An 11,940-nucleotide genomic window follows, 5' to 3' on the forward strand; every position below is an offset into this window, starting at 1 on the left:
GCGCGCGGTCGCGGCCTGGCCGGCGGCCAGCGCCTGCTGCAGGAGCTTCGCGTCGAAGCCGCTCAGCACCTCCGGCGCGGGCGCGGCCCCCGCGCCGTGCGGCCCGTCCGCCGCGACGAGCGAGAAGCCGTCTTCGCGCAGCGGCCCGGCGAGCAGCCGCGCGTTCGCTTCCGCGAACGCCTCCGGCAGCCGCTCGAGCCGGTCGTACGGCGCGCTCAGCCCCGCGGCGACGCCGGACTCGAGCATCCGGCTGACGGCGTCGTGGAACGGCGCGAGCAGCCGAGCGGCGCCGCCCAGGCCGTACGCCGGCTCGGGCAGCAGGACGCACAGCTTCGTCTTGTCGTCCGACTTGTAGACGAGCGCCTCGCCGCCCGCCGCGAGCTCGCGCAGCATGTTGTCCACGCTGTACATGAGCAGGTCGGAATTGCCGCCGAACTTCGTCGCGGACAAGTCCCCGAACCGGCGCAGCATGCATACCGCCACGCGGTAGCCCGCCGCCGGGGGCACGGGCAGCAGCTCCGCCGACTGCGCGAGAATGTCGGAGGCGTTCGCGATCCGCCGCGCCGTCACGTGCTGCAGGAACGTCTCCGTCCGCAGCTGGCGCATCTCGCCGGCGAACCGGCGCCGTTCCTGCGCGCTCAGGTGGCTGCGGCTCAGCTCCATCGCCTTGACCAGGGCGTTCTTCAGCTCGGCCAGCGAGACCGGCTTCAGCACGTATTCGCACGCCTGGAACGCGATGGCCGCCCGCATGTACTCGAACTGCGAGTGGCCGCTGATGACGATGACTTTGATCTCGTTATGGCGGCGGTACAGCTCCTCCAGCAGCCGCTGGCCGTTCATGACCGGCATGTTCATGTCGGTCACGACGATCTGCGGCTTGACGATCGGGATGAGCTCCAGCGCCTCCGCGCCGTTGCGCGCCTCCGCCGCCACCTCGACGTCCAGCGCCAGCTCGCCGATCATTTTGCCGACCGACTTCCGGCCCCACGGCTCGTCGTCCACGACCATCACTTTAAGCATGCGCTTCGCCTCGCTTTCGATAAGGAATCCGGATGCGGATCGCCGTGCCCGTCTCCGCGCCGGGGCCGCTGTCGATCTCAAGCCCGTACGCGTCGCCGTACATGAGGCGGATCCGCTCGTGCACGTTCTTCAGGCCGATCGAGACGCCGGTGAACACCTCGAGCGAGCGCTGCTCCAGCCCGCTGCGCAGCGAAGCGAGGCGCGCCGCGTCGATGCCCGGGCCGTTGTCGCGCACGGTGAGGACGACGTCCTCGCCGTCCCGCTCCGCGCGGACGCGCACGAGCAGCCGCCGCTCGTCCGGCCCGCCGAGCGCGTGGACGACGACGTTCTCGATGACCGGCTGCATGACGAAGCGGACGACGGACACGTCCATGAGCTCCGCCGGCACGTCGAATTCCGTCCGGAGCGCGTCCTCGAACCGGAACTGCTGGATGTAGAGATAATTGCCGACATGCGCGAGCTCCTGGCCGATCGTCGATTCCGTGTTGCCCTCGTAGAAGCTGTAGCGGAACATGTCGCCGAGCGCCCGGCACATCTCGTGAATGTCGTAATCGCCGCTCAGCACGGCTTTGCCGCCGATCGTCTGCAGCGCGTTATACAGGAAATGCGGGTTGATCTGCATCTGCAGCGCCAGCAGCTGCGCTTCCTTGTTGCGGAGCTGCAGCTGGAACCGCATCTCGATCAGCTCGCGGATCTTCTCCGTCATGTAGTTGAAATTGCGGGTCAGCTCCGAGATGTCGTCGCGGTAATGGATCGGCTGGTTCAGCGTCACGTGGAAATTGCCCTTGCGCACCGTCTTCATCGCCGCGCCGAGCCGCTGGATCGGACGCGTAATATATTGCTGCGCGAGCATGGACAAGAGCGCGATGCAGGCCATCGCGAAGAAGAACGCGCCGACCGTGATGTACAGCGTGTTCGTCCGGTGCCGGGCCAGCTCGTCGTTCGGATAGACGACCGACAGCGACAGATTGCCGTTGTCGAGGTAGGAGGTGCCCACGAGCAGGTCCTTCCGTTTCTCGAACGCGATGAGCTTCGGATTGGTCCGCGCGTTGGTGTTCGCCGGCGGCGCGTACGCGGAAATGCTGTCCGCGTAGCGGTCGTTCGTGGCATAAAACGCTTCGCCCCGGGAATTTTGCAGCACGATGACGTTCGGCGCCTTGTTGTTCGCCTCGACGGCCTTCATCAGCTCCTTCTCCTGGATGTAGAAGACGAGCGAGCCGACCTTCGTATGCTTGAACGGATCGTAGATCGTGATCGCGTAGACGAACAGGTTCTGGTTCAGCACCTTGTCGGCGTACGTGAACGACAGGCTCTGCTGGAACGGCAAATCGAGCATCTCCGCGTAATGGGGAATGCTCGCGTCGAACGGGATGGCGTCGTAGCTCGCCGCGCGCGACCAGGAATCCCGCAGCCGGTCGTCCGCGCCGTAGATGAGGATGCGGATGATGGCGTCTTTATTCTTGTCGGCTACCGCCTGGTAATAGTTCTTGAGCGCGTTCCGGGTATTGAAGAAATCCGCGTCCCCGCCGCTCCCGCCGTGCGACATCAGCTCCAGGATGTGGTTGTCGTAGCCGTACACCTGCAGGGCGGACGTGGAGATATCGCGGAAATATTGGTTCAGGTAGCCGGCCAAATATTCGGCGTTCTGGTTCGTCGTCCGGTAGATCGTCCGCTCCAGCGAGCGGGTGCTCGTCGCGTAGAACAGGAACGACAGCACGAGCATTGGAATCAGCGAGGTCAGGATGGTGCTCCAGACGATCTTCGTCCGGATGCTGCGGTTGATGAACAGCCATTTGATCATGATGCGCTCCCGCCTTCCCTTCTAGCGTACGGACAGCTCCAGATGCCACGCGTACCGTTCCCCCGGCGCGACAGTCGCCGCTTCGCCGCGGTTCATGGCGCGCGCGAGGTCGTCCATCCGGCCCGTGGCCGGCTCGACCGCGACGTGGTAATGGCCGCCGTAGCCGCCGTAATTCGCCCACACCGCCAAGTACGGCACCCGCTCCGCCGGAAACCGGAACGTCGCCGCCTCGCCCGTCCGCGGATCGTCCAGCTCGGCCCAGCCTTCCTTCAGCTTGCCCGTAAAGTAATATTTTTCCGCATGGCGGCCCGCATCGGGCTCGACGACGGACAGGTCGACGCCGGGCGCCGCCTCCGGCCAGGGCCGCACGTCGCCGAACGCCCCGAGCCGGGCGCCCGCGGAGTACGAGACCTCGACCGCGTCCAGGCCGTCCGGCACGCGAAGCCGCATCCCCGCGGAGGCGCGCATGAGCGGATGCGCCGCCCAGAGGAACGAGAACGGCGCGTCCGCGCGGCTCGTCACGGCGTAGTCGATGCGCACCGTATCCGGCGCGGGAAAGCTGTAGCGCTTCTCGAGCGCATACGGGAAGCGCTTGCCCTCGACGGCGCATATGAGCCCGTCCGCGTCCGTCTCGGCCTGCCATGGCAGCGACCACACTTCCCCGTGGTCCGGCACGGCTTCGCCCTGCCACGGCGCCTCGGGGTACGCGCACGCGTTAATGCCGGGAAACATCTCGTCCCAGCCGCTCTCGTCCGACTCGCCGAAGGGCGTGCCGAAGCCTTTGCCGCCGAGCGGCTTCCCGCTGCGCCACAGCCACTCCCTTCCCGTCCGCCGGTTCAGCAGCGACACGGCTTTCGCGCCGAGCTCCGGCACGACGGTCACGGACAGCAGCCCGCTGTCGCCCGTCCATGCCTCGCGGCCTTCGATTTCGCTTCGCGTCCAGTTCGTCATCGTCATTATGGGATCCCCCGTTTGGATCCGGGCTTGCCCGGAATCGTCGTATTGGCGGCCCGCCGTTCGTTCACGGCGTTAAGCGCCTCGTGAAGCGCGTCCATCGCTGCGCGCATGAATCGTTCATGCCGTTAGGCATCATAGAATTATAGCGCCCGCGCCGCGAACGCACAATTCAATATTTCGTAAGGCCGCTGTTCAAATTATTGGCCGTTATTAGGGTGAATGGCCGGCGGGACATCGGGCGGATGATGACAGATATATCCTACCCGAATAGCATTAGGTGTATAATGGAACCAACGACCTCATTCCGAACGGAGGCAGTCCCCATGACGACGCCGTCTTTGAAGCTCGACCCTTACGCCTGCATCGATGAAGTGCCCCTCCACCGCGTCCGCGGCAACCAACTCGGCATCCTGCTGAGCGTCATCGCGGCGATCGCGGCGCAGCAGTACTGGATTCTCCTGCTCCCGCTTGCCGTACAGCTCGTCGGCCGCGCGTACGGCGTACGGTACAACCTGTTCGTGCGCGCGCTCTCGCCGCTCCTGCCGGCCAGCGCCAAGACCGAGAGCCGCGAGCTGCTCCGGTTCAACAACCTGCTCGCGATCCTCTTCCTGGCCGTCGCGCTGCTCGGCTTCGCGCTCGGCATCGAGACGCTCGCCTACGTCAGCCTCGGCATGCTCGCGGCGGCCGTCGTGCTGGCGCTGAGCGGCTTCTGCCTCGGCTGCTTCATGTACTTCCAGTGGAAGCAGTTCCTGGCGCGCCGGCGGCTGCGGAAGAGCTGACGGCGCCAGAGGTAAGCATCCAGGCGGGAAGCTTGCGACTGCCCAATCATGGCTCCGGCTTGTGTACATATCCACTTGTGGATATGTTGACAAAACTTCAAAAAGCGGCGGATTTTCCTTCTTCTATCGCTGCCGGCATTGTGTATAACCCTGTTGATAAGTGGATAGAACCGTGGATAGCGTCGTCCGGCGCCATGCAAAAAAGCCCCGGCTCCAATATTGGAGCCGGGGCTTTTGCTATTCGTTCGAACCGCGCGGTTCAGGCCGGGATTAGTACGCCAGCGAGAACAGGCCGTTGATGTGCGTCAGGTAACGCGCGTTGGAGGCTTTCTTCATCAGGGAAGCCGGCGTGCCTTTCAGCTCGATCCCGGATTCGCCGATTGCGCCGATGCCGTCTTTGCGGCCCAGGCTTGCCAGCGTGCCGGAGAAGACCGGGTTGAAGCTGTCCATCTTGAAGTTCTTGATGGACGCCGCGATGTTCGCGCCCGCGAGCTCGCCCATTTGCCAAGCCAGCTGCGCCGTCGGCGGGTACGGACGGCCTTCCGGTCCGAAGACGACCGCGCAGTCGCCGGCCAGGAAGACTTCAGGGTGCGACGTGGATTGCAGGTGCTCGTTGACCGTCGCGCGGCCGCGGTTGACTTCGATGCCGCAGTTGCCGACCAGCGCGCTGCCTTGCACGCCGCCCGTCCAGACGAGCGTGTTCGTTTCGATCGTGCGGCCGTCCTTCAGCGTCACGACGTTGCCGTTCACTTCCGTGATGGCGAGGCCCGTCAGGAATTCCACGCCGCGCGCTTCGAGGCTCGATACCGCGCGTTGGATCAGATCCGGCGAGAAGATCGGCAGGATCGTCGGCATGGCTTCGACCAGCGAGAGGGAGACGTCGGCGAAATCAACGCCGTATTGACGGCAGATGGCCGGCAGCTCGTCCGCCAGTTCGCCGACCAGCTCGACGCCGGTCAAGCCGCCGCCGCCGATGACGAACGTCGCGTCCGCTTTGTTCTTGCTCGCCGCGTACGCTTTGATCCGGTCTTTCACGTGGGCGAACACTTTGTTGGCGTCCGCGACGGATTTCAGCGTCAGGCTGTTCTCCTGCAGGCCCGGGATGCCGAAGTAGTTCGTTTCGCTGCCCAGCGCGAGGACGAGGTTGTCGTAACGGTACGACGAGCCGTTGGTCAGCGCCACTTGCTTGCCTTCGACGTCGATCTTCTGCACTTCGCCGACGACGACGTTGATGGATTTGCCCTTCAGCAGCTTCTCGAGCGGCAGCGCGACGGCTTTCTCGGCTACGTTGCCCGCCGCGAGACGGTGAAGCTCCGTAATGATTTGGTGCGAACCGACGCGGTTAACGACCGTGATGCCGGCTTCTTCCGTGGTCAGATGCTGACGCGCGGACAGCGCGCTGAGCAAGCCGCCGTATCCGCCGCCCAGAATCAGAATTTCTTTTCTCATGGATCTCATCCTCCGTGCTTCGCTTAGTATGAATCGCTTGGCAAACTGGTTATATTACGCAGACCGTTTATAGCTACTCCTGGTTTCTTCTTTCGCCCAGAATGTCGAGGTACGCTTGGCCAAAACGAAGCATCTTTTGCAGCTCCGGATCCTTCAGCAGCTTGATCATGCCGAACAGGCCGATCACGTTGTCGCTTTGCTCCGCGCGGTCGTTGGCTTCGATCGCCGCGGACGCGTAGCCTTTCACTTTTTCCGTCAGCGGCTTGACGACTTCTTGGATGCCGCCCACCGTGTCTTGGATGAAGACGCGGTCCGTCGCGACCTTTTGCGCGAGATCGTACGTTTTGGTCATGAGAGCCATCATTTCGGACAGTTTAGGAAGCTGGTCCACCAGTTGCGTCAGCGCTTCCTGCACTTCCGGCTTCAGCAGTTGATCGAGCACGTCCGATTTCGCCAAAGCCGTTGCGGAGTCTTGCTGCTCCAGGTTCGATACCATAGTTTCACTCATTGTATTGCCTCCTTCAGATGTAGTCACTCACTCAGCTGCAATCATCGCATAAAGATGAACCTGCCCGCGCCGGATCCGGTCATCAAGCAAGTTTAATCCCATTAATGGAGGAACGCGGTAAAGCGCATTCGCAAAAAGGGAGAAATGTGAAATTTATCACAAGACCCTTCGAGGATGACAGCAGCCTTTCTTCTTCCTCTACTGTATCGCTTTTTGCCCTGCGCGACTATAGGTAAATCTAAAAATTATTTTTATTATGTCAATAAAAATAATTAATCACGCAAAAGGGAGAAGCCCGACTCCGGCCGTCTTGCGGATTTCGGGCCCTGCGCCGCCAAAATTACCCATAAATTGGAATATCTGCTCGCCGTTGGCCAATCGGCCGCCTACGCGACGACCATCGCCGCGGTCGCCGCGGGATCGCGCGTCTCGCGGCGATCCGGCGCGGGCGGCTCGAACCGGAACGGCGCCGTCCCCTGCTTGCCGTCCGTCCCGCCGGCGCGATGCCCGTACGTTCCCTCCGCAACGGATTTCGCTTGGCCCGCGGCGCAGGAGCGGCACATGCCCAAGGGATGGATCACCCGGTAAAAGCCCGTGCGGAACGTCTGCGCGGCTTCCTCCCGGTCCGGAAAGGCGCGGCAGCCGAGGCAGTAAAACGGCGTTAGCTCCTTGTTCATTATGATCTCCCCCTGCTTAAAAATCATGTCCTTCCCGTTAATGCGGCGCCGGGCGCGAGCCGTCCTTCTCGCTCAATGCCCGCCGCAGAAAATCGAGAAACCGCGAACCTTCCTCGAACGTCAGCCGTTGGTGGCCAGACACGAATTCAAAGCGCTTCAAGATGCGGTCGTTGTCCTCGTCCAGACTGCGCACCAATCGTTCGATTTCCTTATCAAGCTGGGGCATGCTCCGTTCCTCCGATTCTCGAATGTGGGCTTGGCCTCTTCGGTCTTGCTATCCCACACTATTCGCAGCCGGAGCGGTTTTTGGGGTTTCGCGCGGCCCGGCCGGACACAAAAAAATCCGCGGCGCCGAAGCGCCCGGATCAGTCATCGGTTATCGCGTTAAAGCTCTGCGTTTCTGGCCATACTTCCTACTAACCATACTTCTTGCTAACCATACTTCTTGCTAACCATACTTCTTGCTAATAAGTGGAGAGGCGGCGAGCGGCATGAACAATTCACCCTCCCGATTTCTGATCGGGCTCATATGGGGAACGTTGATCAGCGCATTGTTGTGGACGGCTTTGATGATGTCGGTCCTGGGCTGGATCCGGTTCCTGCGCGCGTAAGCCATGCCGCCCCTGCAGCGGCTGGCTTCTTCTAATCGGCGTGAACGTCTCGCCGTGACACTGGAAGCTCGCGTACGTCTCCGGCAGGCCCTCGAAGCCCGGATGGCGCGCTTCCGTCCGCCGCACCGCATGGCAGCCGATTTCTTATCGCTCGGCCCGGTCGCGCGCCGCTTCGCCGGCCGTTAGATCAGCTTATGCCGATACCACTTCTTGCCGCGGAAGCGCAACAGGAAGATCGTGCCCCGCACGCCCCATTCGATGTTCATCGCCAGCCAGACGCCGACGATGCCGAACTTGAACACGATGCCGAGCATGTAGCCGAGCACGATCCGGAACAGCCACATCGACAGCAGCGACACGATCGACGTGAACTTCGAATCCCCCGCCGCCCGCAGCGCCGACGGCATGATGAAGCTGATCGACCAGAGCGGCACCTGCATGGCGGCGTTGATGAGCACGATGACGAAGATGTCGTGCTTAATCGCCTCCGGCGGATGGAACAGGCTGACGAGCGGATGGAACAACGGCACGACGAGCAGCGCCGTGATCAGCAGGAACCCGGTCGAGACGCATAGGAAGAACCGCGTGTACCTGCGGGCCTCCTCCACGTTTTGCCTGCCCATCGCCTGGCCGACCACCGTAATGGCGGCGATCGAGAGCGCCGCGGACGGAATTTGCGTCAGGCCGGCGAACGAGCCGCCGATGGCGTTGACCGCGATCGCGTTCGTGCCGAGGTGGACGATGAAGATTTGGGTGACGATTTTGCCCCCGTTGAAGAACATCTGCTCCGCCGCGAACGGCAGCCCCACGTAGAGGATCCGCTTCACCATCTCGAAGCGCACGCGCACGATGTCCTTGATCCGCAGATGCAGATTGGTATCAAGCTTGAGGATGTAATAGAGCGCGAACAGCGCCGCGCCGTACCGCGCGATGTTGATCGAGATGCTCATGCCGAGCACGCCCATGTGCATCACGTTGATGAACAGGACGTTCAGCAGCACGTACGACAGGTTCATGATCAAGGACAGCGTGAGCGACGCCCGGGACCGCCCGATGCCGCGCAGCGCGCCGCAGACCGCCTCCGTCAGCGCGATCCCGGCGAAGGACGCGCAGCTGCCGATGAAGTACGTCTTGGCCTTGGCGAAGACGTCCGGGGAGGCCGCCCCGAACAGCAGGTTCAGCGCCGGGCCGTGCAGCGCGATCATCGCGAGACCGATGACGACCGCGAACAGCGTCACCGACGAGACGGAGCTGGCCGCCGCCTTCGGCACCATGGGGAGATTCCCGCTCCCCTTGTACTGCGCCACGATGACCGTGCCGCCCGTCGATACCGCGACGAACACGCTGATGAGAAACATATTGAGCGAATCGACGATGTTGACCGCGCTGACCGCGGCCACGCCCGACGAGCTGATCATGGCGGTGTTCAGCATGCTGAGGCCGATGATGAACGCCTGGTCGATCAGGATCGGGAGATACAACGACAGCAGCGCGCGGTAATCGCCGATGGCGATCCGCGCCAAAAACCGTTCCAGAAACGCTTGCCTCCGCTGCCGGTAAGCAGGTTGTTCCACGTCATCACATTCTTTTTCTCGTATTTGGGTTGAAGCTCCGATCAAACACACCGCTTCTATTATAGCAAAGATCGCCCCGGACGGGGTCCCGAATCGGCGGCAATCTTTTCCGAGCGGGACCGGGCGCCCTTGAAACGGGCCGTCCGGTGTGTCACAATCGGATGGGGAGCGCCGGCTCGTCCACCCTTGTATTCACCGTCGACCCGCCCGGCCGAACCTAATTTCCTCATTATGAATGGGAGGCAAGGAATCATGAGAACGATCAAGCTCGGAACCAGCAATCTGGAGGTCCCCGTCCTCGCGGTCGGCTGCATGCGCATCAACCAGCTGGACAAGGCGGGCGCGGAGCGCTTCGTCCAAACGGCGCTCGAGGCGGGCGCGAACTTCTTCGACCATGCGGATATTTACGGCGGCGGCAAATGCGAGGAAATCTTCGCGGACGCGATACATATGAGCGACGACGTGCGTGAAAAAATCATGCTGCAATCCAAGTGCGGCATTCGCCAAGGACAGTTCGATTTCTCCAAGGAGCATATCCTCGGATCCGTCGATAAAATCCTGCAGCGCCTGCGCACCGACTACCTCGACGTCCTCCTGCTGCACCGTCCAGACGCGCTCGTCGAGCCGGAAGAAGTGGCGGAAGCGTTCGATCAGCTGGCGAGCTCGGGCAAGGTGCGCCACTTCGGCGTGTCCAACCAGAACCCAAACCAGATCGCGCTGCTCAAGAAGTTCGTGAAACAGCCGATCGTCGCCAACCAGCTGCAGCTCAGCATCACGAACGCCAACATGATCTCGAACGGCGTCAACGTGAACATGGAGAACAACTCCGCGATCAACCGCGACGGCAGCATTCTCGACTACTGCCGCCTGCACGATATCACGATTCAGCCGTGGTCGCCGTTCCAATTCGGCTTCTTCGAGGGCGTCTTCCTGGACAACCCGAAATTCCCGGAACTGAACGCGCAAATCGACGAAATCGCCAAGAAATACGACGTCAGCAACACGACGATCGCGATCGCTTGGCTGCTCCGCCACCCGGCCAACATGCAGCCGGTTACCGGCACGACGAATATCGAGCGCCTGCAGGACTGCATCCGCGCCGCCGAGATCCGTCTGACGCGCGAAGAATGGTACGCCATCTACCGCGCGGCGGGCAACATCCTGCCGTAAGCCAAGCTTGCCGGCCGGCGCGCGCGGCGCTCCGCCAAGCGCGAACGAGATACAGCCTCGGGTCCTTTCGGACCCGGGGCTGTTTTTTGTCCCATTCGATCTCCTTCGTCGGCTGCTCCGGTACCCTTCTATTATTTTCCATATATTTACTGACTGTCTGCGGCTGTCTATGAAATATCCAAGCCATTTTCATAGGGCGCGCATATGCTGGAGAAGCAGAGAAGCAAGTCCCCCCGCGCGGATGCGGCCGCGGGAAGCAAGGACGCGATTCGCCATGCCGTTCATTCCTTAACGAAGGAGGTGACCCGCCGCCATGCCGTCCTTTAGCACCGGAGCCATGCCGAACCCGGATCCCGATCCGGCCGTCAGCCTGCAGCTCCTCATCACCAACGAGGATCCGGCGACCGAGGCGGTCATCGAGCTAGAGGCGTTCCTCGTGCCGACGGCGCCGGACGACGCCTACGTTCCGGCCGCGCACCAGCTGTTCTCTCTCGCCCCGCTGAGCGCGACGCTGCGAACGATCAACATCGCCGGCTTTCCCGCTTACGAGGCGCGATTCAACGTGACGGGAGCCAACGTCGTCGTCGACCTCTTCGCCATCGATGAAGCCGGCGGCCTGAACGCGGTCCGGCGCGCGCTTCTGGCGGAGCAGCCGTCCGGTTCGGCGAATGCGCCGCTGCCGTAGTGGCCCGGTTCCCCCACGCAAAAAAACCAGACGCCCCGCGAGGTGTCTGGTTTTCGTTTCGGGCTTCGTCCGCGCGAGCGGATCGCGAACGCGGTCAGCCTTTGCGGTAATGCGCGCGCCCGTTCTCGAGATCCGCGTCGCCGCGGCCCACGGCCGCCTGCAAGCCGCTACGCAGCGCCTTGTCCAAGGCGCTGCCCGTTCGGGAATAGCCGAGCAGCTTGACCGTCTCCCGGATCAGGTCCTCCACCGGAAGGCTGCCGTGCAGGAACAGCGTCTCCTTCACGGCGCTCGCGACTTCCTCGGGCGGCAGATCCTCGGCGTTCCGCCGTTCCAGCTCGCCCTCGGACACGCGGAACACGCCGTATTCGGCAGGCTCGACCCCGTCCGGCCAATAGAAGACGGTGCCGTCCCCTTCCGTCGCGCGCAGCGCCAGCCCGCCCGCGACTTCGTCGAAGCGCCGCTCGATGCGGGCCCCCGAACGCGCGATGCCCCAGGCTTGGAGCACCCGCTTCACCAGCAGCGCCCGGCTGATCGGCCCCTCCTCCCGCACGACCGTCGCGATCTGATCCCGCACGAGCCCGGTATTGGCCGGCGCGTAAAAGTCATCGGACGCGCGGCCGACCGCCGGCAGCTCCGCGGCGCGGTACGCCGTTCTCCGCGTCGGCCGCTCGGCGGCGGGCGCCGCGGGCTCGAGGGCGTCCGCGATCGG

The 11,940-nt window shown here is 63.0% G+C and carries 12 protein-coding genes; 3 read left to right on the forward strand and 9 right to left on the reverse strand.

Translation table 11 applies throughout. The features are described from left to right. The 3 genes from I8J29_RS32735 to I8J29_RS32745 form a co-directional block, all read right to left on the reverse strand. A partial coding sequence (locus I8J29_RS32735; RefSeq protein ID WP_208851457.1) for a response regulator occupies positions 1-1,020 on the reverse strand: 1,020 nt, incomplete at its 3' end. Further along, positions 1,013-2,821 (reverse strand): sensor histidine kinase, encoded by a 1,809-nt coding sequence (locus I8J29_RS32740; protein WP_208851458.1) that lies wholly within the window; start codon positions 2,819-2,821, stop codon positions 1,013-1,015. The genes I8J29_RS32735 and I8J29_RS32740, both read right to left, overlap by 8 nt. Positions 2,822-2,842: 21 nt before the next feature. After that, positions 2,843-3,778, reverse strand: a complete 936-nt coding sequence (locus I8J29_RS32745; RefSeq protein ID WP_338113329.1) for a DUF4432 family protein — start codon at positions 3,776-3,778, stop codon at positions 2,843-2,845. A gap of 323 nt (positions 3,779-4,101) precedes the next feature. On the opposite strand from I8J29_RS32745, the gene I8J29_RS32750 reads away from it, so the two are divergent. After that, positions 4,102-4,557, forward strand: a complete 456-nt coding sequence (locus tag I8J29_RS32750) for a DUF4395 domain-containing protein (protein ID WP_208851459.1) — start codon at positions 4,102-4,104, stop codon at positions 4,555-4,557. 270 nt (positions 4,558-4,827) lie between these two features. Here the strand turns inward: I8J29_RS32750 and I8J29_RS32755 are convergent, their stop codons facing one another. The 5 genes from I8J29_RS32755 to I8J29_RS32775 all read right to left on the reverse strand — a co-directional run bounded on the left by I8J29_RS32755 (position 4,828) and on the right by I8J29_RS32775 (position 9,376). After that, on the reverse strand, positions 4,828-6,006 hold the full coding sequence (locus I8J29_RS32755; RefSeq protein ID WP_208851460.1) for an NAD(P)/FAD-dependent oxidoreductase: 1,179 nt from the start codon (positions 6,004-6,006) through the stop codon (positions 4,828-4,830). A 73-nt stretch (positions 6,007-6,079) separates the two neighbouring features. Then, a complete protein-coding gene (locus I8J29_RS32760) occupies positions 6,080-6,514 on the reverse strand; it encodes a helical membrane plugin domain-containing protein (protein ID WP_177222102.1) in 435 nt (144 codons plus the stop codon). Between the two features lie 386 nt (positions 6,515-6,900). Continuing rightward, the gene (locus tag I8J29_RS32765; RefSeq protein WP_208851461.1) at positions 6,901-7,191 is read right to left on the reverse strand and encodes a hypothetical protein; all 291 of its coding nucleotides are present in this window, start codon (positions 7,189-7,191) and stop codon (positions 6,901-6,903) included. A gap of 37 nt (positions 7,192-7,228) precedes the next feature. Beyond that, on the reverse strand, positions 7,229-7,417 hold the full coding sequence (locus I8J29_RS32770; RefSeq protein ID WP_143088929.1) for a hypothetical protein: 189 nt from the start codon (positions 7,415-7,417) through the stop codon (positions 7,229-7,231). Between the two features lie 567 nt (positions 7,418-7,984). Further along, a complete protein-coding gene (locus I8J29_RS32775; protein ID WP_208851462.1) occupies positions 7,985-9,376 on the reverse strand; it encodes an MATE family efflux transporter in 1,392 nt (463 codons plus the stop codon). Positions 9,377-9,628: 252 nt separating this feature from the next. On the opposite strand from I8J29_RS32775, the gene I8J29_RS32780 reads away from it, so the two are divergent. Both I8J29_RS32780 and I8J29_RS32785 read left to right on the forward strand, forming a co-directional pair. Next, positions 9,629-10,546: an aldo/keto reductase gene (locus I8J29_RS32780; RefSeq protein ID WP_208851463.1), complete on the forward strand. Its 918-nt coding sequence runs from the start codon at positions 9,629-9,631 to the stop codon at positions 10,544-10,546. A gap of 313 nt (positions 10,547-10,859) precedes the next feature. Continuing rightward, positions 10,860-11,231, forward strand: coding sequence for a hypothetical protein (locus I8J29_RS32785; RefSeq protein WP_208851464.1), 372 nt, complete (start codon positions 10,860-10,862; stop codon positions 11,229-11,231). Positions 11,232-11,325: 94 nt separating this feature from the next. Here the strand turns inward: I8J29_RS32785 and I8J29_RS32790 are convergent. Next, on the reverse strand, positions 11,326-11,940 hold a 615-nt coding region (locus I8J29_RS32790; RefSeq protein WP_208851465.1), incomplete at its 5' end, for a DUF3320 domain-containing protein.

Source organism: Paenibacillus artemisiicola (assembly GCF_017652985.1).
Lineage (GTDB): Bacteria > Bacillota > Bacilli > Paenibacillales > Paenibacillaceae > Paenibacillus_Z > Paenibacillus_Z artemisiicola.